This window comes from Paenibacillus sp. GYB004, assembly GCF_036577605.1.
Lineage (GTDB): Bacteria > Bacillota > Bacilli > Paenibacillales > NBRC-103111 > Paenibacillus_AB > Paenibacillus_AB oceani.
The window spans coordinates 16,769-39,845 of the sequence record NZ_JARBDB010000028.1 but is presented as its reverse complement, the minus strand read 5'-3'; the positions used below and the strand labels follow the sequence as shown (position 1 = coordinate 39,845).

Below are 23,077 nucleotides of genomic sequence, written 5' to 3'. Positions count from 1 at the left end.
CTGACTTCGGTCAGCTTCATCCCTCTGGATTCGTACGATAGAACTTGCATTTGCAGATAAATAGGATCAAAACGATAGCAGCTTAGCGGGATAAAAACTTGAGCGGGTTCTCGGCCGTACCGTTGCGCTGAATCTCGAAGTGCAGGTGAACGCCCGTAGAGAATCCGGTATCGCCCATGATTCCGATTTTCTCGCCTTTTTCAACGATTTTGCCTTTAGACGTCTCAATCTTGCTCATATGGCCGTATACGGTCACATAACCGTTCTTATGGTCAATCACAACTTTGTTGCCGTATCCGTCGCCTTTGTCGCCGGTATAGGTCACTACGCCGTTATCGGATGCTAAAATGTTTTTGTTACCCGTAATATCGATGCCTTTATGCATCTTGCCCCAGCGCATTCCGAAATAGTCGGAAAGCTTCGCGCCGACGACAGGCCACACGAACTTGCCGGTACCTTCTCCAAGAATCACTTTCGTTCCCTTTTTGGCGTATTCCGGAACCGGTTGCTCGACGACTTCCTCGCCGACCATCTCTTGATCCAGCATATAACCGTTACCCTTCGTAACGAGGAACGTGACCTTTTTCATGCCGTTTTTGCCGGGTTTGATCGTCTTCGTCTCGCCGGCCCGCATCGTATCATCTTTCTCGTAGATGATCTCGTGCTGGATTTCCTGATTTTCGACGACCTTCTCGACCGTCCGGACCGTAAGCGCCGGCTTGAGCACCGTTACGTCGAGCACGTCGCCTATCCGGATTTTATCGTCTTGAATCCACGGGTTTTTCTCGTAGATCACTTGCTTGGAGATGCCGAGCTTCTTGGCGATACAGCCGACGCAGTCACCCTTCTCGACCGTATACTTGGACGGTCCGACGTTGCCGGTCTCGAGCTTGGTCACCAGATCGTCCGGCTTCATCACCTGATCCGGCTTAATCTCGGTAATCTTCATGTCGACCTTCTCGAGGAAGTCGACGGATTGGACGACAGGTTCGCCGACGGCTGGCTCCGGCGCGACGGATAACACCGATACGCGGCTCCCGTCTTTTTTCTGAGGCAAATATTTGTTCTTGATGCGGTCGAGAATCTCGTCCGCCGTTTCCTTATCCTTCACAATACCGACCGTCTGTTCGTTCACGACCAGCTCTACGCCCACGGCATGCGCTTTCAGCAAGCCGTCCAGGCTCGTCAGAGCCGCTTGATCGTCGCTTTCGATTTTGTAAGCCTTTTCAGCTTTGTAGGCGACCTCATCGGAATTAAGAACCATATGTACATTAGGGTTATCCTCTTCGAGCTTCTTGACTTTCCCGATAATGTACTCTTCTACAATCTTAGGGTCGCTGACCGTGCCGGCCATCTGATCCCCGACATATACGTGGTATACCTCATAGGTATGGAGCTTTACATATTCATTGCCTCCGACAGAGATTGAGGCCAATATTCCGAGAGCGCCTACGCCTTGCAATAACCGGAGCTTATACGTCCTTAGCAGGGATTCTGTGCGGTGTAGAGGACGTTGTTCCCTGAGTTGTTCAGTCAAGCTATTATATTGGGCTTTGCTAAACAGACGCTTTACTTTGCCAAGCGCGTTCTTCGCCCAACCTTTCTCCTTGAATGAGTTCATGAATTTCTCCTCTTACATTGGTTTTTAATCGAAACTTGGCAACATTCGGCAACAGCCGACACCAATGTTTCTACTTTACCACAGTCTGTCTATCATTTTCAACCTGCTGCGGCAAAGACCTGTGAGAGGATCGTGAAGGGGCTGTAAAGTGTCTCGGTCGTATCCCCGCTCCTGTCCGTAGAACTGGCGGTTCTAGTATTTGTTCACAATGCCTATTAATTTTTCGAATTCATCGGGTTTTAAATAGTTTTCCACGATCTTCTCGATCTCCGCAAGCTCCGCCGAAGTAATGCCGTCCTCCATCATCGCGGACAATTGCTGCAGTTCCTCCTGGGGCAACCTGGAGATGAGTAAGGAAAATACGGTCGTCTTGTCTTCCTCCGAAAGTTTTTCGCGCTTCGTCTGAAACTGTTCTGCGCTCATCACCACTTTGTCCTTCTGCGAAGCTTCCTTCGAGCCGGATCTGGACCAGACGGCGACGGCGTCGTCCGGCGGCGGTGTCGTACCCGTCCCTGTGCCCGTTTTGGTACTCGTATCCGGACTCGTATTCGTACCCGTCTGAGGCTTCGGCGCGTTCTCCTCTCGGTCTTGCTGCGTACCTCCTTGCCCTACTATATTCGACTCCGTCCACAATTTTGCAACAAATTCTGAAAGTCCAAGCTGTTTTTCCGGCAAAACCGCCTGAAACGGCTTAATCAGCTCCTGTACATAGTGCTGGACCACATAAAAAGTCGTAACGACCGAGATACTCGCAGCCACGACCGCCGCAACCAATACTTTGCCGAGCCAACCGAAAAATTTCATGATGACCGCCTCCATCTTCCGCGCTTCCCTTGAAGCAGGTTGTCCGAATAGCACCAGTATTGACGAAATCTCCCCACTTGAAACGGTAAAAGGCGGAAGCGGACCAAACAACGGCCGGCGGCACTAGCGCCTGGACACGCAAAAAAGCCGCCCGTACGGCCCAAGGCCGGTACAGACGGCTTATTATAATGTCCGCTTGCGCGATTACGCGTAAACCGGACGTACCAGATTCGTTTGCTCCCGGTTGCGGCCGACCGAGAAGATTGAGATCGGGATGCCGGACAGCTGCGATACCCGCTCTACGTAATGTCTGGCCGCCTCGGGGAGATCTTCGAGCGACTTCGCGCCGGAGATGTCTTCCTTCCAGCCCGGAAGCTCCTCGTACACCGCCGTGCACTCGGACAGCATCTTCAGGCTCGCCGGATAATAATCGATCTTCTCCCCGCGGTATTCGTAATGGGTGCAGATCTTGACCGTATCGAGACCGGACAAGACGTCGATCGAGTTCAGCGACAGTCCGGTAATTCCGCTGACGCGTCTTGCGTGACGGACGACTACGCTGTCGAACCAGCCGACACGGCGCGGACGTCCCGTCGTCGTACCATATTCGTTGCCCTTCTCGCGAATCCAGTCGCCCGTCTCGTTGTTCAGCTCGGTCGGGAACGGTCCGTCGCCTACGCGGGTCGTGTACGCCTTGGCAACGCCGATAATTTGGTGAATCTTGGTCGGGCCTACGCCCGAGCCGATGCATACGCCGCCGGCGGTCGGGTTGGACGACGTAACGAACGGATACGTGCCTTGGTCGATATCGAGCATAACGCCTTGCGCGCCTTCGAACAATACGCGCTTGCCCTGATCGATCGCATCGTTCAGCACGACGGACGTATCGGTTACGTACTTGCGGAGGAACTCCGCATATCCGAGATATTCTTCCAGGATCGACTCCACTTCAAGCCCTTGGCCGCCGTATACCTGCTCGATCAGCGTGTTTTTCTCCGCTACGAGGTGGCGCAGCTTGCGCTCGAACTCCTCGGCGTCCATCAAATCGGCGATACGGATGCCGTTGCGGGCCGCCTTATCCATATAACACGGACCGATCCCTTTGCGGGTGGTGCCGATTTTGTTCGCGCCTTTGCGGTCTTCCTCCAGACCGTCGATCAGCAGATGATACGGCATGATCACATGCGCGCGATCGCTGATTCTGAGGTTGTCGGTTGTAAAACCGTTATCGTGAATGTATTGGATCTCTTCGATCAGAGCGGCCGGATTAATCACCATGCCGTTGCCGATCACGCAAATCTTGTTCGTATAGAAAATTCCCGACGGAATCAGGTGCAGCTTATACTTCTTGTCCTCGATCAAAATCGTATGTCCGGCGTTGTTCCCGCCCTGATATCGTGCGACTACTTCAGCGGACTCCGCCAAAAAGTCGGTTATTTTGCCTTTCCCTTCATCGCCCCATTGGGATCCGACTACAACTACGGTTGACATGCACATACCCCCATTTAAAGGTGTGACGAGCACCGAGATCACCGCTTTGTCTCGTCAAGGCGGCCATGTTCAGTGTACCAGTCGGCCTATTCAAAGTCAAATAAAAAGCGAACAATCACACAGTAGTCTGCGCGATTGTTCGGAATTCATACATATTTCCTATAAAGGGACCGATAAGTGCCGCTGCTTCGTTCCGTTTGCCGGTACCAGCACGTTATCCGGCTCCTGCCGCCGCTTCCTGGTGGGAACGGTCGAGGCTTACGAACTTGTTGAAGTTTTTCAGGAATGCCAGCTCGACCGTCCCGACCGGACCGTTCCGCTGCTTGGCGATAATAATCTCGATGATGTTTTTCTTCTCCGACTCTTTGTCGTAATAATCGTCCCGGTACAGAAACGCTACGATGTCGGCGTCCTGCTCGATCGAGCCCGATTCCCGAAGGTCGGACATCATCGGACGCTTGTCCTGCCGCTGCTCGACGCCCCGGCTTAACTGCGACAGCGCGATGACCGGCACGTTCAGCTCACGGGCGATCTGCTTAAGCGTCCGGGAGATCTCGGATACTTCCTGCTGCCGGTTCTCGCCCGCTTTGCCGCGGCCGTGAATCAGCTGCAAGTAGTCGATCAGAATCATGCCAAGCCCCTTCTCCTGCTTCAGCCGGCGGCATTTGGCGCGAATATCCGCTACTGTTACGGACGGTGAGTCGTCGATATAGATGTTCGCTTCCGACAACGTCCCGATCGCCATCGTCAGCTTCTCCCAGTCGTCGCCTTCCAGGTGACCGGTCCGCATGCGGGTTGCATCCACGTTGGCCTCTGCGCAGATCATCCGCTGAACGAGCTGCGCGGCGCCCATCTCGAGACTGAAGATGGCGACCGTCTCCTTGGCCCTCACGCCGACATTTTGCGCAATGTTCAGCGAGAAGGCCGTCTTGCCTACGGAAGGACGAGCCGCCACAATGATAAGGTCGGAACGCTGGAAGCCCGAGGTCATCTTGTCCAGATCGGGAAATCCGGACGGGATGCCGCTCGTGCCGCCTTTATTGGCATACAAATACTCGACTTTCTCGAACACTTCCATCAGCACGTCGCGGATCGCGATAAACCCGCTTCCGGACTGGCGCTGAGAGATTTCCAATATACGCTTCTCGGCGTCGCCGAGCAAGCTTCCGACATCTTCTTCCCCCGCGTAGCCGTCGGTGACGATCTGCGTGGCCGTCCGGATCAACCGGCGCAGCATCGATTTCTCCTCGACGATCTGCGCATAGTAATCCACGTTAGCGGCCGTCGGAACGGCGCCTGCCAGCTGGCTGAGGTAGCTGACCCCGCCGATATGTTCAAGCTGCTGGTTGTCTTGAAGACGCGCCGTCAGCGTGATCAGGTCGATCGGCTCGTTCTGCTGCGCCAGCTCCAGCATGGCACCGAATATATGCTGGTGCGAGGTGCGGTAGAAATCGTCGCTTCCGATCCTCTCCATAACGGTGATCAGAGAATCGCTATCGAGCAGGATGGCGCCGAGTACCGCTTGCTCCGCTTCCAGATTTTGCGGAGGGATGCGGTTTTCCAGTAGTAGTTCCCCGTTCATGCCGTCTCCCTCTTTCGTTTCTATATAAGTTGAACTATTGATTTGAAGTGCATTCCATTGCGAAAAAAATTGCTTGAAGCTTCAAACATCTTGTTTTGAGTGTCCCGGATTAGATTGGCCTTCGGACTGTTGACACTCAAAGCCAAAACTCGCTTTCAAGCTAATTTCTTTTCTCCATTGCATTTAGCTAATCACAGAAGTGTAATAGTTCAACTTATATACCTTCCTTACTCCTCCGTAACCTGCACGCGCAGCTGCGCCGCAACGTCCGGGTACAGCTTCACCTTCACCGTCATCGTTCCGAGCGAACGGATCGCATCGGCCATCTCGATCTTCCGCTTATCGAGGTGGATGCCTTTCTTCTCCAGTTCTTCGGCGATCTGCTTGCTCGTGATCGAACCGAACAGCCGGCCTCCTTCGCCCGCCTTCGACTTGATGACGACGGTCATCTCGTTCAGCTTGGCGGCAAGCTCCTGCGCATCGGCCTTTTCCTTCTCCTTGCGCTTGTTTTCCGACTGCTTTTGATGCTCCAGCTGTTTGACGTTGCCTTCTGATGCGATCGCGGCAAGCCCTTTGGGCAGCAGGAAATTGCGGATATATCCTTCCGACAAATCTTTGATTTCACCTTTTTTGCCTTGTCCTTTAACGTCCTTCAGAAAGATCACTTTCATTCGAACAACCCCTCCTCTTCATCCATTTCCTTCAGTACTCGTTTCAGCTTGGCGAGCGCCTGCTCCACCGTGCCTTCCAGCTGTGTGGCCGCGTTCGTCAGATGGCCTCCTCCGCCCAGCCGTTCCATGATAACCTGGACGTTGATCTGTCCGAGCGATCTGGCGCTTATGCCGATCAGCCCGTCAGTTCGTTCGCTGATGACGAAGGATGCCATAATATCCGTCATATTAATAAGCGTATCCGCAACTTGCGCAATGAGCAATTGGGAATATTTGCGCCCCGGCGTCGTGGTCGCTACCGCAATATGACCGTACAGCATCTCCGCATGCTTGATGATCTCCGCCTTGCGGATGTACTGCTCCAGATCTTCCTTGAGCATTCGCTGGATAAGCGCGGAATCCGCTCCGCTTCTTCTCAGGAAAGAAGCTGCCTCGAACGTGCGCGCACCCGTACGGAGCGCAAAACTTTTCGTATCGACGACGATGCCGGCGAGCAGCGCCGTAGCTTCCAGCACGTCCATCGACAGACGTTCGTGGAAATATTGCAGCAGCTCGGTCACCAGCTCGCACGTAGACGAGGCATACGGCTCCATGTAGACGAGGATCGCCTCGCTGAGAAACTCTTCGCTCCTCCGGTGATGGTCGATGACCATAATCCGGTGCGTCAGCTGCAGCAGCTTCGGTTCGGCTACCATCGAGGCTTTATGCGTATCGACGACTACGGCGAGACTGCGGGGCGTCGTGATCTGCATCGCCTGCTCCGGGGTAATGAACCACCGGTACAGCTTCTCGTCCTCCTTGATCGCTTCCATCAGCTTCTGGATCGAAGGATTGATGCCCTCGAGTACGATGTAGCCTTCCTTCTGGCTGACCTGCACCGCCTTCAGCACCCCGATGGCCGCTCCGATCGAATCCATGTCCGGGATACGGTGGCCCATGATGATGACCTTATCGCTGTCCCGGATCAAGTCGCGCAGAGCGTGGGAGATGACGCGAGCTCTTACCCGCGTGCGCTTCTCCACGGCATTGGACCGGCCTCCGTAGAAGGAGAGCCGCTGTCCGACCTTCACCGCCGCCTGGTCGCCGCCGCGGCCGAGCGCCATATCCAGGCTCGTCTGCGCCAGCTGGCCGAGCTCGATCAGGCTGTCGACGCCCGCGCCGATCCCGATGCTGAGCGTCAGCGGCAGCTTGTGCTCGATCGTCAGGTCGCGGACGTCGTCCAGAATCTCGAACCTCGACTGCTCGAGCTGCCGGAGCGATTTGTTCGTCATGAAGATGAGGAACCGGTCGGATGCGGTACGACGAATATATACGCCGTTTTTCTGGGCCCATCCGGTCAGCTCGCTCGTCACCTTGGCCAGCATAACGCTGCGGCTCTGATCGTCCATCCCCTGGGTTGCCTCGTCCAGATTGTCGAGCATCACGATGCCGGTCGAGATTCGTTCCTCTTCATGCTTTTTGGACAACGCCGAAAAAGCGGTTACGTCCTGGAAATAAAGCAGGCGGTGCTCGGCCTTCACCTGCACCTGGAAAATCTTTTTGCCTACGGCCAGCTCCAGCTTGCTTTCCTTCTCGTCCTTGCCCTTAAGTCCGGGCAGCACCTGGTGAAGGTGCTCGCCGATCACCGATTCGCGGTCCAGCATCTCGGCTACAAATCCGTTATGCCATTCGATCGTTTTCTCTTCGTCATACAGCACGATGCCGATCGGCATTTCATTAAATACTTCATTTCCTGCTTTTTTGATCCGATGGGACAGCGTTGCGACATATTCGTTCAGTCCTTTGCGAAACGTCCGTTCCGCCGCCAGCGTGTAATACGCGAGTACCCCGCCCGTAACAAGCCCGGCCGCTCCCAGCATCCAGTCGAAGAAAAAGAGGGCAACCGACAACAGGAGGATGACGACCTGCAACCAATAAATATGAAGGCCGTGCCAACGATTCAACAAGTACTTCGGCATACGTCTTCTCGCTCCTACATGTCTATGATTTCTTCATTCTGCTGCGGATCGGAAAAGCGACGTCGAACAACCCAAGCAAGGTGAACAGCTGAATAATTCCCGGCAGCAGCAATAGCAGGAACGCCGACACGATCACCAGTATGACCGGAACGGCCTTCGACCACCCTTTCACATCGGCCAGGAAAAAGAAAAACGCAAAAGCTTGAACCGTAAAAGCCGCCATGAGGATCGGCATCACGTTAAGCAGCATCATGACGATCATAGAGCCGTCGGGCTCCAGGAAGATCAAGTTCAACACAAGCGCAATCAAGTAATACCAGACGAACGATTTGGGAAGCATCCATTCCTTCGCAGGACGCAGTCCGGGAATCGACTCGCCGCTGCGGTTCAGCACTTTGCGGGCGAGCCAGTGGGTGATGACGCTGTAGTACACCGATATTCCGATCAGATACAGCGGAAGCATCTGTACCATCACATCGATAATCTGATCGATCATCGTAGCCGGAATCAGCTCTCTAAGCTCGGCAGGCACAGTCTCCAGGCTGCTTCTCATAAACTGCCGGATCTCATCGGTAACCTGAACCCCGAACAGCGTCAGCAGAAGCAGAAAAACAAGCAGCTGCGCGAGAAACGCTACCGTACCGCCCGTAATGACCGATCTGGCGGACGATTTCTTCTTATACAGCACACCCATCACAATAGCGGGGATCAGCAGCCCGAGCGAAAAGACGACAGCTACCGTTCCTAACGTTCCGCTTCCGAACATGGAGGTGACGGCATAAAGGGCAAGCAGCGACAATACATAATAAACGACGAACTTCTTCGTATCCAGCCGGACGAACAAATAGACCACCGGGATCATAGCCAAACTCATCGCGACCATGACCAGCGGGGTAGACAGCAGCAAGAGCAGCACCACCAGGATGAGGCTCCACAACAAGGCTTGCCTGTTCAACAAACGTCACCTCTTAACGAACGAATCAGGTTGTTCCGTCCTTCGCGCCTTGCACGACCGGCCCCATTCGGTTATGAAACAAATTATAGCATAAACCGTTGGCACTGTCCTGTCGTCGCTCCCAGCCGAAAAAAACGGCCGTTATTGCAACGGTCCGGCAGGGGAACGCGTACCGGGAGTCGAATTTAGTATGTCATCTAGATCCACCATGTATCGGAGGAACGTAAATGAAAGTAAAACGCCCCTTATCTTCCCTACTGGCCCTCGTCCTGCTGCTTACCGTATGGGTCCCGGCCGCCCTCGGAGCGGAAGCCAAATCTTCGGCGCCCGAGACCTACGTCTCCTTCGGCGATTCGCTGACGATCGGCTTCGAACCCGGCATGACGCTTGAGTCCGTCCCTTACGGTTTTGTGGACCGCCTATACGAGCAGGCGCTGATGCGCGGCCGGGTCCAATTGACCAACTACGGCATCGGCGGCATGACCAGTACCGGACTGAATAAGTTCATCCAGGCCGTCGCTGACGAGAAGACCGTCAGGGCAGCCGATTTGCAGCCTTCATTCGCAGATCCGAGAGCCGACCAGGTCGTCAGCAATACGAAGCAGATCAAGGCCGACATTGCGGCCGCAACGCTTATTACCATTACGATCGGCGGCAATGATTTCGGCAAGGAGATTATAACCGAGGTCGATACGATGAGCGACGAACAGCTGGCTGCTTTTACGGATAATTGGATGAAAACCTACACGGAGAATTTGACCGCTACCCTTCAAAATATATTCGCCATCAACAAAAATGTCCGGGTGTACGTAGCGGATCAATATTCGCCCGCTCCCCGGCTGTACAAAAATTACGACAAGCTGCAAAAGTTAAAAGATTTGTTCTCCGCCACTTTGGGGCAAATCACTCAGAAGTTCCAAAAGGACGGATTCCAAGCAACCGCCGTATCGGTAGCCGATTCCTTCGTCGGCAGCGAAGGGACGTATACCCATATCTCGCAGAAGGACATTCACCCGAACCAGGACGGTTATCAAGTTATCGCCGAACAATTCGCCAAAGCGATCTGGGGCGAATACCGTAAAGATATGAAGCCGACCGAGCCGATCACCGTCGTTGTCGGAGGCCATACCGTAAATACGCCTCACCTGCCGGCGTTATTGCAAGACAGCACATTCGTTCCGCTCCGCGAATATTCGGAGGCGCTCGGGGCTGTCGTCAGCTGGGACGACACGACAAGGACGACTACCGTCCGTTACAAAGGCAACGCGGTTGCCCTCGACATCGGTTCAACGTCGATCTCCGTTAACGGCGTACCGCAAACGATTACCACCGCTGCCCCATATTCGTATGAGAGCGCCGGGGAGACGAAAACGTACGTTCCGCTCCGGCTCATGGCGGAAGGACTCGGCTTCGATGTCCAATACGTCCCGCAGAGCCGGACCGCTTATATTAATCCCTGAACAGTCAAAGGGGCTGCTCCGAAAGTGTCCGCATGATACGAGAATGTCCGAATTTACACACGAAAGGACCTCACATCTCCCTGTAAAGTGGAGGCTGAGGTCCTTTTTCTCGAGATAATCGGGTCAATGTCCTATGGATTGATACCAGACCGGTCAGCGGGCTTCCAGCAGCTCCCGCATCCGTTTCCTGGCCCGGTGCACCAGCGTCTTGACCGCATTCTCCGATACGCCGATATGCTCGGCAATCTCTTTGTACGACAGTCCCCGCTGGGCGAGCATAAGCAGCACGGTACGGTCTCTCGGCTTCAGCTCGTTCAGAGCGCGGCCGATCTCCATCCGCAGCTCCGCCCCCATTGCAGCGCCTTCCGGCGACATGTCGAGCACGGGCATTTCCGGAACCGAGTCCAGCGGAACATGGACGGCTCTCCGCTTTTTACGCCACTGGTCTACGAACAGGTGGTACCCCGTCTTAAACAGCCACGCTTTGGCCGTATCCGGCTGCACCTGCTTCTCGTACATCCGGACGAACGTCTCCTGGGCCAAATCGGCCGCATCGCTCTCGTTGCCCGTTCTTCTAGCCAAATAGCGGTGCAACGGTACCTGGTATAAATTATATATGTTTTGGAACGTTTGTTCTCCACACCGATTCATATCCGGCCAGCCTCTTTCTTCTCCTATTCGCTTACGAGTTTCATTGTAACTGGCAAACCTTAAGGAGAAATGACCGGAATTCTTAACTTTCTCTTAAAATGTCGAAAAATATGTATGTTCGGTTTAAAAACAAAAAAGACAGAGCCCGTAAGCTCCGTCTTTCTGCTGCTCCGTACCTTGTACAGACTACTCCGTCGTATAAGGCAGCAAAGCGATTTGACGAGAACGCTTGATCGCGACTGTCAGCATGCGCTGATATTTCGCGGACGTACCCGTGACACGGCGTGGCAAAATTTTGCCGCGCTCGCTGATGAATTTCTTCAGCGTTTCGATGTCTTTATAGTCAATGTGAGTAATTTTATTTACAGTGAAGTAGCACACTTTGCGGCGCTTGTTGCGTCCGCCTTTTTTCGAGAACTTACGTTCGCTGCGCTCTTCTCCGCCATCACGTCTGTTGTTCATGCGAGATTCATTCCTTTCTGCCTAGAATGGCAAATCATCATCGGATATATCGATGGGTTTTCCGTCGTCCGAGAATGGATCCTGATTGTCCCGCGTACCGCCATATCGGCCGCCGCTGTTACCCCCACCGCTACCTCCGCTGTTACCGCCTCCGCCGCTATTTCCGCCGCCTCCGAATTCATCCCGGTTCGCGCCGCCGCTGTTCGCCGATTCCAGAAAACGTACGTTATCAGCGATAACTTCAGTCACGTATACCCGTTTGCCTTCGTTGTTGTCGTAGTTGCGGACTTGAATCCGGCCTTCGACTGCCGTCAACCGGCCTTTGCGCAAGTAGTTCGCGCACGTTTCCGCCAATTGCCGCCAAGTGACTACCGGTATGAAGTCGGCTTCACGCTGGTTTTGCTGGTTCGAGAACGGTCGGTCTACCGCAATCGTAAACTGCGTAACAGCTACGCCTGCTGGCGTATATCGCAGCTCCGGATCACGTGTAAGCCTGCCGATCAGAATAACACGGTTCAACAATCGAAACCCCTCCCTAACGATCGACTACATCACTTACGAACGATTAAGCTACGTCTCTGACGATCAGGTAACGAACGATTTCATCGGAAATCTTCATTACACGATCAAGTTCAACGATAACGTCATTAGTCGCGTTGAAATGCACCAACACGTAAATCCCGTCACGGAACTTGTTGATCTCATACGCTAGACGGCGCTTGCCCATTACGTCGTGCTTTGTAACTTCGCCACCGTTGTTGATGATGCCTTGGAATTTCTCGATCGTCGCTTGAACAGCATCTTGCTCGATGTCCGAACGAATGATGTACATCACTTCATATTTGCGCATGAATATTCACCTCCTTTTGGACTTAGCGGCTTCCGAATGGTTCGGAAGCAAGGAGCGGGCTTTGCTGTCAAAACTCGCACCATATAACTATATCAAAACCTTCTCTTCAATACAAGTCGAAATGAATGGTTGTCCCTTCTCAACTCATTGGCAGAACACCCAACAACTTCTTCAAGAAACGATCGGCAATCACAACGCCCTTTTATAAAGAGAAGTACTCTGAAGCACGTCTTATAAGGAAGAGTAAAATACATGCACACTCGTCACAAGTGAACTATTACTTTAACGCGTTAATTCGCGAAGTTAAAACCCATGAAAAAAATGGTCGCTCCGCTTCGAATGATTTCGGCCGCACTTTCGCAACCTAATCTCATAACGAAGCGCGTTTACCTCAACCGAATCCTTAGTCTGAACCTTGGTGGCCGGCTTCGATCTGTATCCATTCTGTCCAAGTAACCGGAGGTGAAACCAGTGGGAGAGCAAACCGAGTTTAAGCCGGGGATGAGAGCTCCGAATAACGGAACCTATATCGAGATCGGCGAAAATGATTTTCATATGGGCATCACGAACCCGAAGCAGATTCAAATGAAGGAAGGCGACAAATTTCCGGAGACCACCAACAAGGACCGGAAATGGACCCGAAAAGGGAATGAATAATTCTATGTAAGAGGCGCCGGCTCAAGGCGTCTTTTTTGATCCAGAAGTTACAAGTTTTCAGCGGAGCTGAGTGTTTCTGCTCGTTAAGTGATATCGTCGTTCGGTAAAGGCGTCCGGCCGGTCTTCTTCGTTTACGCCTTTACGTTTGTGCGTGGAGGCAATGGGTACCTTCTCTACCTCCGCTCGTTGATAAGCCGCGCAGAAAATCTGTTCCTTCTCTTCGGAAAGTTATTCACATGTGGATAACCGCAGAAAAACAAAAAAATGCTGCTATTTTTCCTTGTCCACAGTTTAAGAGCTGTGGATAATACTTCCCTTACTTCCCCTACTCTTCGCGCATCCTCTTCTGACACGTTCGTTTGCTCATTAACTATTTGCTGCTTTTCTGTCTCCCCTTTTTACGGCCGCCTATACCGCTTGCTCGTTATTTTTCTTATGATCTTCAGTTACTGCTTAATCAACTTTTTCCCCATTAATTTTGCTGCTACTTGCTTTCTGTGCTTTCTGTGCTTTCTGCTACCTTCTTCCACCTTCTTTTGCCTTCTCCTGCTTTTCTTCTGCATCCCCTCCCTCTTCCTCTACTCTATAGATCGCTTCCGCAGATCGCTCCCTCGGCAGGTCCATCATTCCATTATCCTCTGCTTCAGACTGAAGCCGCCTTAGCGCGTTTGCCGGCCTTCTCAGCGTCATGCATATACATCCCAGTCCCAGGGACCTCTCAGCCCTCTCCATGCATTGAGGCGCTTCCCAGAGGCCTTGTACGCCTTATTGGTCTTAGTTCCCAGGAATCCTTGTGAAATAAGCTAATTCCGTGTTATTCGCACTTTTATATGCGCCAAAAAACTAAAAAAGCGATTCCCGGGGGAATCGCTTGATTGGTGTATGTATGGCGGAAAGGGTGGGATTCGAACCCACGCACGCCTTGCGACGCCTAGCTGATTTCGAGTCAGCCCCCTTGGGCCTCTTGGGTACCTTTCCGCATCGGCCTATGTCACTCAAAAATGAGGACAAGAGCAATTATAGCACACTCATTTCACCTTTCGCAAGTAGTCCAATCGATATTAATAAAAGATTTTTTAGTGCTCTTCCGGACCGGATTGCGCCGGATCGGACGCAGCCTGACGCAGCACCTTTTTCATCTTTTTCTCGAATTCGGCGCGCGGTATCAGAACGCTGTGCTTGCAATGGACGCACTTGATCCGGATATCCATCCCCATCCTTATGATCTCCCATTCATTCGTTCCGCATGGATGCGGTTTTTTCATTTGTACGACATCGCCCAGATCAAACTGTTTTCTTTCCACGTCTTCCCTTCCCCTCCTGCGCTTTATCCGATCTTCTTCAGACCGTGCTGCTCCAGCGAACGCATCAGCTCCATATTAAGCAACCGTATAACCTCCGGCTGGGCGTTAGGGCGGCACTCCGCCGTTATACGCATCGTTACGTCCGTATTCGTTACCGCTTGAACGCCGAGAATCACCGGTTCCTTCACAATCAGGTCGCTATGATGATACACCTCTTTGGCCGTATCCTTCGTAATCTCCATCGCTTTCTCCAAGTCCGTATCGTAGGCAACGGTTACATCGAGAATCGCTAAGGAATTATGCGTAGAGAAGTTCGTCACTTGGGTAATTAGACCGTTCGGAATAATATGAATTTCTCCGCTGGCGCTGCGCAGCCGGGTTACGCGAATGCCAATTTCTTCGACTGTTCCTTTATTGGCCCCGGTCTGAATCACGTCTCCTACTGCGAACTGATCCTCGAAAATAATGAAAAAGCCGGTAATCACGTCTTTGACCAAACTTTGCGCGCCGAACCCGATAGCAAGGCCGAGAACTCCGGCGCCGGCCAGGATCGGAGCAAGATTGAACCCGAATTGGGATAAGATAAGGATGATAACAAAGAAATTTACCGTATAGGTGATTACATTTCCGATGAGTCTGCCGATCGTATTCGTCCTTCTCGGATCGAACTTAAGCGGACTTTTTTCTCTTTCCCTTACCATATGAGCGACAGCCCGTCTTGTAATGGCCGTCACCGCCCGGCCAGCTGCGTAAATCACCAATACTTTTATCGCTACCGTCAGCCAAACGGTCCAGTTAGCGGGGCTAACGATATAATCCCACGTCTCCCGCTTAATTTGTTCCCAGCCGCCGATCTTCAACAGAAGCGCCATGATAGGTTCGCCTTGCATCCGCACTCTCTCCCTTTTACGGATTCGCTCCGTCCATCAATTCATACATTTCATTTATTTGTCTGAAAATTCCGCGAATTTCCACCTTTTCGCTCCGGATGATCGACTTTACTTGCTCATAGTGCTCACCCGGAAATTCGATCGATAACGCGCAGCCCGCCGTAATTTGTTTGGGGGTCGGCCTTATGTCAATCTCTACATCCGCATACTCCAGCAGCATCTCCGTCCGGAGTGCCTGCTGGGTCGAGTCGAATGCGATCAGCATCGTTTCCATATGTATACCTCCGGCCGGATAACCCGAAAATGTTTGTCCGATTCTCTCGATTCCAACGTATAAACAAGCTCTCATATTCGTATACTAGGAAGAAAACCAGAACTTACCGTTTACAAGAGATTTGGCAGCCATATGTCTTTAACATGTGGAACGCTGGCTCCATCAACATCATGAAACCTTTCTTTCGCATATTGTGCCGCAGACTGCTCTGATTAAGCTTGTCATTATCCTCAACTATTACGCTTGTCAGGAGGAGCACTCATGAAATTTCCACTCGGCTTTCTAAACAAAACCGATACGGCCTCAACCCGTTTTAATTACAGCGATGCAAACGTGGTCGAGGCACTGACACAGCGGCTATACCAGTATTTTACCCAAGTCCCTTCCCGTCGGCAAATTGTTTTCGTCTGTATCGGCACTGACCGCTCAACCGGCGATTCTCTCGGGCCTCTAATCGGCACTCAGCTTCGCAAATATCATTATAGCGGTTTACACCTATTCGGTACTCTCGACGAACCGGTACATGCGATGAATTTAGCCGATACGATTGCAGAGATCGATCGTCTGTACGACTCTCCGTTCGTCGTTGCTCTGGATGCATGCCTCGGTCAGGTGTCCAGCGTCGGCTGTATTACGGTGGCGGACGGTCCGGTGAAGCCTGGTGCCGGAGTTCAGAAAGAGCTTCCCCCGGTTGGGGATATGCACATTACGGGCATTGTTAACGTCGGCGGCTTTATGGAATATTTCGTTCTCCAAAATACTCGTCTCAGCGTAGTCATGAACATGTCCGAGATCATTTCACGCTCCATCTTCCGTTCACTTCTCATTGCGAGACGGATTACTTCCGCTCAAGTGCCGAACATCGACTAATCGCTTCTTCCTCTTCAGGAGTGAGTCTATATTGAGATTGCCCTGCCGTAATCGGTTTTGCGTACATAAATGTGTCGTCCCGGTTATGTATGCCGGTCAGCACCACCCCGTCCTGACGCTCGCTTAGGATGGCTACAGAAAAACTCATTTCGGCTCCCAGATCGCCGAATGCATTGTACCGGTAAACGCCCACGTGCGCTTTCATCGACTTCAATGCTTCCTCGATCGATTGGAGCCGATTTTGATTGCTGCCGCTTATTTCGGTTAACTTGTCGATTCTCTCTTGCACTTGCAACAGCGCTTCTTCCACATTCGTTACTTGAAGTCCACTCATCATTTTCGTGTATGTTTTTCTGAGCTTCTTTAACTTTGCTGAAAGCACGATGACGAATAGGAAGAACAAAATCGTGATCAAGAGCATTAGTGCGAGTAATACGGACGGTTGCAGCGAATTCAGCCATTCGTTCATGCTTTTGTTCCTTTCTGAACTTTATTGGTGCGTTAGCTCCCCTTTTACTGCTCTTAAGTGATTATCCGCTGCGAATATACGCAATTCGGGAAATGTTCTTTATCTAGTCTCTTCCCCTCAATTAGCACCTGCAAGCCTATCCCCCATTTTAAGCAACATTTATGATTTCCCTTAAGGAACCCAAATCTGTTGTTTGGTTTATCGCATCTGCTTGTAATGCTTCGCGATCTCGCGCATAGCCGCAACAAAATCGTTGATTTCGCCATCTGTCGTATAATAGCCGATGCTTGCTCTTACCGCTCCTGTCCCTTTGGAACCTGCCGCCTCATGCGCCAATGGTGTACAATGATAACCCGAACGTACGGCAATGCCGAAACTTTGATCCAGGATAAACGCGACTTCCGAGCAATCGGCCTTATCGAGCACGAATGCGGCTATTCCAGTTTTGGGTTCGCCGAGAGCCGGACCAAGCAGCTTGAGCCCATCGATCGATTGCAGCCCTTCCATCAGTGTTTGAATTTGCCGCCATTCTTTAGTATGGATCGCCTCGACTCCCTCATTCAGTAATAATTTGACTCCTTCCTTCAGACCGGCGATTCCTACCGTATTGGGCGTTCCTGCTTCGTATCGGTCGGGACGCACGCTTGGCTGATTGATTTCCTCCGATTGGCTGCCCGTACCTCCGTGAAGCAGCGGTTCCAATTCAAGCTCCGGATGGAGATAGAGCCCCCCCGTCCCCTGAGGGCCTAGCAGCCCTTTATGGCCTGGAAAGGCTAACATATCGATTCCCATCCGCTGTACGTCTAAAGGAATAATCCCGGCCGTCTGGGCGGCGTCAACGAGCAGCTTAATTCCTCTCCCCTTGATCGCTTCTGCGATTTGCTCAACCGGCAAAATCGTCCCTAGCAGATTGGAGCTATGGTTACATACGACCAGCGTCGTATTGGATTGAATGGCCTGAATCACATTTTGAACATCAATCTGCCCGGTTACATCCGCTTCAACATAAGTTACTTGTACCCGGTAGCGCTGCTTCAAATATTCCAGAGGTCTTCTAACCGAGTTGTGTTCCACATTGGTGCAAATAACATGATCTCCTTCTTTGACAAATCCTTTGATCGCCTGATTGAGTGCCATCGTCGTATTTAAAGCATAGCTGATATCGTTCGGATTTTTGATCTGAAACAGTTTGGCCAAAGCACTTCTCGTTTCGAACAACACACGACTGGCTTTGACAGCCATCTGATGGCTTCCACGCCCTGGATTGGCCGAGGCTTCCAGTAAGCATCGGTTCATCGCTTCCCATACGGCAGGCGGCTTCGGCCAAGACGATGCAGCATGATCGAAATATTTAACATCCATCGCTACTTCCTCCTTTTGCACTGAAATTCCGTTTTACAGTCCAAAAAGCATACCTCATCATGACCCCAGGGTGGGATACATCTTTGGTATGCTCTGGCCCTTACTATCTTTAGCTTATTTTCCCCTGAAGCAGCTCCAGCAACCGTTCCAAATCATCCTTCGAATAATAAAGCAGTTCAATTTTTCCTTTATCGTTTTGATGCTTAATTTTAACAGTAGTCCGGTAACGGTCCCGCAGCGTTTCCTCTACCTGATTGATGTACGGGTCTTTCCTCTTTTCTTTGGTCTTTGCTTTTTGAGGCTGCTTCTCGTCTTCCATCTGCTTGATGTAATCCTCAAGGAAGCGAACGCTCCATTCGTTCTTAATCGTCAAGTTTGCAAGCTCTTTTTTCAGCTTATCGTCCTTAACTCCCACGATTGCTCTGGCGTGACCCATCGATAATGTTCCACGTGAAACATGTTGTTTAACTTCTTCGGACAACTGAAGTAGCCGCAAAAAGTTAGCAATATGAGAGCGGCTCTTGCCGACTTTCACCGACAACTCTTCTTGAGTGTACTGGAATTGGTCGACTAGCGCTTGATACGCATTCGCTATCTCGATCGCATTCAAATCCTCACGCTGCACATTTTCAATAAGTGCAATTTCCATAACTTGCTGATCGGTAAACTTGCGTACAACTGCAGGAATTTTCTCCAGACCGCATTGCTGGGAAGCGCGGAATCTTCTCTCCCCTGCTATGATCTCGAATCCTCTTAAGACGATTCGAACGATAATCGGTTGAATAACGCCATGTTCCTTAATCGATTGAGCCAATTCATTAATTGAATCTTCATTAAAATTTTTACGTGGTTGGTAAGGGTTCGGACGAAGCTCTTTCAAAGGAATTTCGATCACTTTATCATCTTCATTTACATGAAGTGACGGGATAAGAGCATCTAATCCTTTACCGAGTCGTTTACTCATAGGAGATCACTTCCTTCGCCAATTCCATATAAACTTCCGCGCCTTTGGAGCGCGGGTCGTACGTTATGATGGATTCCCCATGACTGGGCGCTTCACTCAACCTCACGTTACGAGGGATAATCGTTTGATACACTTTTTGCTGAAAATACTTCTTCACTTCTTCGATAACTTGAATTCCCAGATTCGTTCTGGCATCAAACATCGTCAGCAGAACGCCCTCAATCTGCAGCGTCGTATTGAGATGTTTTTGCACCAAGCGAACGGTATTCAACAGTTGGCTAAGTCCTTCGAGCGCATAATACTCGCATTGGATCGGAATGATCACCGAGTCAGCCGCGGTCAAAGAGTTAATTGTTAAAATACCCAACGATGGCGGACAGTCGATCAAGATGTAATCAAACATATGATTGACCAGATGAAGCGATTTCTTCAACCGCACTTCTCTGGAAATCGTCGGGACAAGCTCGATCTCCGCACCTGCGAGCTGAATCGTTGCCGGGATAATTTTCAGATTCGGTATAGCCGTATCTGCGATTGCGTCCTTCGGATGAACATCATTAATGATTACATCGTAAATGCAGTGCACGACATCCGCTTTATTGATTCCAATCCCGCTAGTCGTATTGCCCTGCGGATCGATATCTACAAGTAATACTCGTTTGCCCAGCGTGGCCAAGCAGGCACCCAGATTGACGGAAGTCGTCGTCTTCCCGACTCCGCCCTTCTGATTTGTAACAGCTATTATTTTAGCCAACATGTTCACCTCAATCAATAATCCATCCACAGCAATGCCGTGAATTCCGTTCCATGAACACAACGCTCCGAAAACCGTTATGTATAGTTTCTTATGAAAGCAGAATCGAACTGAATGTATTAACCCGACAATACTTCAAAGTGCAGACTTTTATCCAACGATTCAAGCCATCTACCCTACATAAGATTCTACAGAACGCACCGATTCACGCGATGGAAGCTTCAGGTCATATAACAAGTAATGAATCGCCTCTCCCCGTATTCCATGAGGAGCGACCGCGGTTTAGCAAGTTTTTTCGTGAACCATTTCACTCTAGGGACTCTAGCAAACTTAACTTTTGCATGCGGGAAAAACGTGTTCAACTGCACAGGAAACTATACTTTCCTATGTTTCAAAAGCGCAGTTCTTCAACGAAGGACACTCGGTTCCCAAGTAAAAAGATCTCCTCTTCGTTCTCCGGTTAAACCAGATATCCTTACTCGAATTTACTTACAGCGCCTACTCCAATCAAACGAATGAAACGATACAAGTTTAGTTAGCACTAAAGTTATCCATACCACATAGAGTCATCGTCATTGATTGCAACGTCATCCGATCAATATAATAACTCAAAACCCAACAAATCCCTTATCAACAACCAAACATCGTTTACAAAAAAACGATAATTACAAAGCAAGCCTATCTTTTATCATACCACGTTGGCCCAGTAGGCGAAAGCTTCTTCTCATAGAATTCGCAGAAAAATGTCGGTTTGTGCACATAAAGTCCACGATAAAATCCAAATATCACTTACTTTCGATGAATAGCTTAGCGTAAAATAGCGATCCTCTTCCGCCCCTTTGGTCTCTTGCCTCAGCCCCGCTCATGTGCCGGAACCAATAAAAGCGAAAAAGAAAAGCCCCAACATATGGAGCCTCGAGCCGAAGTGTTTCATCTATGTTATTCTTTAGCCATAGCTAATGTTTTTTGGGGATGCGGATAATGAATTCGTAATGATCGTCATGATCCTTCTCATCGGTTTTAATATGCAGGCCGGAACCAGCCACCATCTCTACCGATTGCCGAATCGTATTTAAGGCTAGCCGAATATCTTTGGAGTACGATACACGCTTGCTTTTCTTTATAGCCGCGGCTTCTTTGTAGAAATTAACCCGCGCCTCTGTCTGTTTCACGTTTAATTCTTTCGTAATGATGTCATCCAGAACTTTCATTTGCAACTCTTCTGTATCTAGAGCAAGCAAAGCCCGGGCATGTCTCTCGGTAATTTTCCGTTCCAAAAGCGCCTGCTTGACCGGTTCGCTTAAGTTGAGCAGCCGAATTTTATTCGCAATGGTAGACTGACTCTTCCCTAATCGCTGAGCTAAGCTTTCCTGCGTCAAGCCGTGAATCTCCATTAATTGCTGGTAGGCCACAGCCTCTTCAATCGAGGTAAGGCCTTCCCGCTGCAAATTTTCTATGAGTGCGATTGAAGCCGCTTGAGCGTCGTTAAATTCTCGTACGATAGCAGGAACTGTGTCCATGCCAAGCTTGCGGACCGCACGCCACCTGCGTTCACCCGCTATGATTTCAAACTTTTGGTTCCGGACTCGTACGACGATAGGCTGAATAACGCCGTGAGTTTTAATCGTTTGGCACAACTCATCGATGCGTTCGTCATCAAAAATGGTTCTCGGCTGATAAGGACTCGGCACAATTTCATGAACCGAGATGTTTTTGACTTCCTCCTGGTTCGTACGATCCGAGAATCCGAATAGTTTGGAAAATTGTTCTTTCATATGGAAACCAATCACCCTATTCCTTTCCATGCAATGAACGCATAGACCGAGGGTACACCGTCCAGATCGAGCGGCTGCCGCGATGTCGTTCTATGATTCGACCCTTTATGTATAGAAGCAGAACTATTGAACGTTCCATGAAACTAAGAAATGACGCAAAGCTGACGGATAACTAACGACACTTCATTCATATCCCAAAATCCAACCGTTCACTTTACATACTAGCCGTACGTAACACGAAGATACTCCTCTGAGCTTTTGATTCGCACAAGACGACAATTCAATAAGACCACCCTGGTTTACCCATCACTTTAGGAAGCCTCTTTCCTGTCGATTCCTTTACAGCCTACTCTAACAAATGAGGATCGATAGCTTGGACGGATTGAGGCTTCACTACCCTGTTTCAATTTTACATCTACTATAATAATTCTCCAGATGCAGCCATATTCCTGCCTCCAAATCGGAAACATTTGCAAATGTTTCACGTGGAACAATGTACCCTGCAGCGTGCCGAATGAGTCTAAACTTTCCCAACCAAAGGTTGCTTTAAAGGTGTGCCCGCTTTGCGAGGATATTTCCTCGGAGTCGCCGCCAGCTTGCGAATGACAATGATATGTCTGAGCGACTGCTCGACAGGAAGCTCGAAACGATAATTCGCCTCCACCTCTCCGCGAAGCTCTTTGAGACTATACTTCGCTTCCAGCAATTCGTCTCCGGGGTCCGATCCTTTCATTGCAGCAAACATTCCGCCTCGCTTGACAAAAGGTAGACAAAATTCGTTCAGAACGTTCATCCTCGCTACCGCTCTGGCGGTTACTAGATCAAAGCGCTCCCGCAGCTCCGGTTTTTGCGCTTCATCCTCTGCCCTGCCATGTACGCAACGCACTTGATCCAAACCAAGCGAATCGACCAAGTGATTCAGAAATTGAATCCGTTTGTTCAACGAATCGATTATGGTTACTTGAAGATGGGGGAACATAATCTTCAATGGAATGCTCGGAAAGCCGGCGCCGGAACCGATATCCGCCAAAGTGCGGACGTCCGTCAACGGCACATAAAAGCTGAGAGAGAGCGAATCGTAAAAATGTTTCAAATACACTTGCTCCCTCTCCGTAATCCCTGTCAGGTTCATCTTCTCATTCCATGAGACAAGCTCACGAAAGTAGATCTCGAACTGATTCCACTGCGTATCCGTTAAGACCAACTGTCGTTGCCCGAGCAGCTCTGTAAAAAATGATTGTACTTGATCCATA

The 23,077-nt window shown here is 50.7% G+C and carries 24 protein-coding genes and 1 tRNA gene; 3 read left to right on the top strand and 22 right to left on the bottom strand.

Annotated features, from left to right (window positions below; all coding sequences use genetic code 11):
* Window positions 1–82: 82 nt before the first annotated feature.
* The 7 genes from PV433_RS11805 to PV433_RS11775 form a co-directional block, all read right to left on the bottom strand.
* Window positions 83–1,621 carry a peptidoglycan DD-metalloendopeptidase family protein gene (locus tag PV433_RS11805; RefSeq protein WP_332072337.1) on the bottom strand — a complete coding sequence of 513 codons (1,539 nt, stop codon included), beginning with the start codon at window positions 1,619–1,621 and terminating at the stop codon, window positions 83–85.
* Between the two features lie 192 nt (window positions 1,622–1,813).
* Window positions 1,814–2,425: a hypothetical protein gene (locus PV433_RS11800; protein ID WP_332072336.1), complete on the bottom strand. Its 612-nt coding sequence runs from the start codon at window positions 2,423–2,425 to the stop codon at window positions 1,814–1,816.
* Between the two features lie 204 nt (window positions 2,426–2,629).
* Window positions 2,630–3,916 carry an adenylosuccinate synthase gene (locus tag PV433_RS11795; RefSeq protein ID WP_332072335.1) on the bottom strand — a complete coding sequence of 429 codons (1,287 nt, stop codon included), beginning with the start codon at window positions 3,914–3,916 and terminating at the stop codon, window positions 2,630–2,632.
* Window positions 3,917–4,130: 214 nt separating this feature from the next.
* The gene (gene dnaB, locus PV433_RS11790) at window positions 4,131–5,498 is read right to left on the bottom strand and encodes a replicative DNA helicase (protein WP_332072334.1); all 1,368 of its coding nucleotides are present in this window, start codon (window positions 5,496–5,498) and stop codon (window positions 4,131–4,133) included.
* Window positions 5,499–5,725: 227 nt separating this feature from the next.
* Window positions 5,726–6,169, bottom strand: coding sequence for a 50S ribosomal protein L9 (gene rplI / locus PV433_RS11785; protein ID WP_332072333.1), 444 nt, complete (start codon window positions 6,167–6,169; stop codon window positions 5,726–5,728).
* The gene (locus tag PV433_RS11780) at window positions 6,166–8,127 is read right to left on the bottom strand and encodes a DHH family phosphoesterase (protein ID WP_190924070.1); all 1,962 of its coding nucleotides are present in this window, start codon (window positions 8,125–8,127) and stop codon (window positions 6,166–6,168) included. The genes rplI and PV433_RS11780 overlap by 4 nt, the downstream gene beginning before the upstream one ends.
* A gap of 22 nt (window positions 8,128–8,149) precedes the next feature.
* A complete protein-coding gene (locus tag PV433_RS11775; protein WP_332072332.1) occupies window positions 8,150–9,082 on the bottom strand; it encodes a DUF2232 domain-containing protein in 933 nt (310 codons plus the stop codon).
* A gap of 227 nt (window positions 9,083–9,309) precedes the next feature.
* Between PV433_RS11775 and PV433_RS11770 the strand changes: the two genes are divergently transcribed.
* Window positions 9,310–10,542: a stalk domain-containing protein gene (locus PV433_RS11770; RefSeq protein WP_332072331.1), complete on the top strand. Its 1,233-nt coding sequence runs from the start codon at window positions 9,310–9,312 to the stop codon at window positions 10,540–10,542.
* A gap of 153 nt (window positions 10,543–10,695) precedes the next feature.
* Here the strand turns inward: PV433_RS11770 and PV433_RS11765 are convergent, their stop codons facing one another.
* The 4 genes from PV433_RS11765 to rpsF form a co-directional block, all read right to left on the bottom strand.
* Entirely contained in the window at window positions 10,696–11,193 is a 498-nt protein-coding gene (locus PV433_RS11765) for an RNA polymerase sigma factor (RefSeq protein ID WP_190924076.1), read from the bottom strand.
* Between the two features lie 186 nt (window positions 11,194–11,379).
* Window positions 11,380–11,655 carry a 30S ribosomal protein S18 gene (rpsR, locus tag PV433_RS11760; protein WP_190924078.1) on the bottom strand — a complete coding sequence of 92 codons (276 nt, stop codon included), beginning with the start codon at window positions 11,653–11,655 and terminating at the stop codon, window positions 11,380–11,382.
* A 21-nt stretch (window positions 11,656–11,676) separates the two neighbouring features.
* Window positions 11,677–12,177 carry a single-stranded DNA-binding protein gene (ssb, locus tag PV433_RS11755; protein WP_190924080.1) on the bottom strand — a complete coding sequence of 167 codons (501 nt, stop codon included), beginning with the start codon at window positions 12,175–12,177 and terminating at the stop codon, window positions 11,677–11,679.
* Between the two features lie 43 nt (window positions 12,178–12,220).
* A complete protein-coding gene (gene rpsF, locus PV433_RS11750; RefSeq protein WP_332072330.1) occupies window positions 12,221–12,505 on the bottom strand; it encodes a 30S ribosomal protein S6 in 285 nt (94 codons plus the stop codon).
* Between the two features lie 471 nt (window positions 12,506–12,976).
* Between rpsF and PV433_RS11745 the strand changes: the two genes are divergently transcribed.
* Complete coding sequence (locus PV433_RS11745) at window positions 12,977–13,162, top strand: YjzC family protein (RefSeq protein ID WP_332072329.1); 186 nt, start codon at window positions 12,977–12,979, stop codon at window positions 13,160–13,162.
* Between the two features lie 516 nt (window positions 13,163–13,678).
* Here PV433_RS11745 and PV433_RS11740 read toward each other — a convergent pair.
* The 5 genes from PV433_RS11740 to PV433_RS11720 form a co-directional block, all read right to left on the bottom strand.
* Window positions 13,679–13,852: a hypothetical protein gene (locus PV433_RS11740; protein ID WP_332072328.1), complete on the bottom strand. Its 174-nt coding sequence runs from the start codon at window positions 13,850–13,852 to the stop codon at window positions 13,679–13,681.
* 197 nt (window positions 13,853–14,049) lie between these two features.
* A tRNA-Ser gene (locus tag PV433_RS11735) sits at window positions 14,050–14,140 on the bottom strand.
* A gap of 98 nt (window positions 14,141–14,238) precedes the next feature.
* Entirely contained in the window at window positions 14,239–14,466 is a 228-nt protein-coding gene (locus PV433_RS11730) for a DUF951 domain-containing protein (protein ID WP_332072327.1), read from the bottom strand.
* 23 nt (window positions 14,467–14,489) lie between these two features.
* On the bottom strand, window positions 14,490–15,356 hold the full coding sequence (locus PV433_RS11725; protein ID WP_332072326.1) for a mechanosensitive ion channel family protein: 867 nt from the start codon (window positions 15,354–15,356) through the stop codon (window positions 14,490–14,492).
* Between the two features lie 16 nt (window positions 15,357–15,372).
* Window positions 15,373–15,630, bottom strand: coding sequence for a DUF3343 domain-containing protein (locus PV433_RS11720; protein ID WP_332072325.1), 258 nt, complete (start codon window positions 15,628–15,630; stop codon window positions 15,373–15,375).
* 261 nt (window positions 15,631–15,891) lie between these two features.
* Between PV433_RS11720 and yyaC the strand changes: the two genes are divergently transcribed.
* Window positions 15,892–16,500 (top strand): spore protease YyaC, encoded by a 609-nt coding sequence (gene yyaC, locus PV433_RS11715; RefSeq protein WP_190924089.1) that lies wholly within the window; start codon window positions 15,892–15,894, stop codon window positions 16,498–16,500.
* Here yyaC and PV433_RS11710 read toward each other — a convergent pair.
* The 6 genes from PV433_RS11710 to rsmG form a co-directional block, all read right to left on the bottom strand.
* The gene (locus PV433_RS11710) at window positions 16,469–16,969 is read right to left on the bottom strand and encodes a DUF4446 family protein (RefSeq protein ID WP_332072324.1); all 501 of its coding nucleotides are present in this window, start codon (window positions 16,967–16,969) and stop codon (window positions 16,469–16,471) included. The two genes, yyaC and PV433_RS11710, sit on opposite strands and share 32 nt — an antisense overlap.
* Before the next feature lie 198 nt (window positions 16,970–17,167).
* The gene (locus PV433_RS11705) at window positions 17,168–18,331 is read right to left on the bottom strand and encodes an aminotransferase class V-fold PLP-dependent enzyme (RefSeq protein WP_332072323.1); all 1,164 of its coding nucleotides are present in this window, start codon (window positions 18,329–18,331) and stop codon (window positions 17,168–17,170) included.
* 109 nt (window positions 18,332–18,440) lie between these two features.
* Window positions 18,441–19,295: a ParB/RepB/Spo0J family partition protein gene (locus PV433_RS11700; protein WP_332072322.1), complete on the bottom strand. Its 855-nt coding sequence runs from the start codon at window positions 19,293–19,295 to the stop codon at window positions 18,441–18,443.
* Window positions 19,288–20,049: a ParA family protein gene (locus PV433_RS11695; protein ID WP_332072373.1), complete on the bottom strand. Its 762-nt coding sequence runs from the start codon at window positions 20,047–20,049 to the stop codon at window positions 19,288–19,290. Before PV433_RS11695 ends, PV433_RS11700 begins: the two co-directional genes overlap by 8 nt.
* Window positions 20,050–21,005: 956 nt before the next feature.
* Window positions 21,006–21,824, bottom strand: coding sequence for a nucleoid occlusion protein (gene noc / locus PV433_RS11690; RefSeq protein ID WP_332072321.1), 819 nt, complete (start codon window positions 21,822–21,824; stop codon window positions 21,006–21,008).
* Between the two features lie 520 nt (window positions 21,825–22,344).
* Window positions 22,345–23,076, bottom strand: a complete 732-nt coding sequence (gene rsmG, locus PV433_RS11685; RefSeq protein ID WP_332072320.1) for a 16S rRNA (guanine(527)-N(7))-methyltransferase RsmG — start codon at window positions 23,074–23,076, stop codon at window positions 22,345–22,347.
* Window position 23,077: the final 1 nt, after the last annotated feature.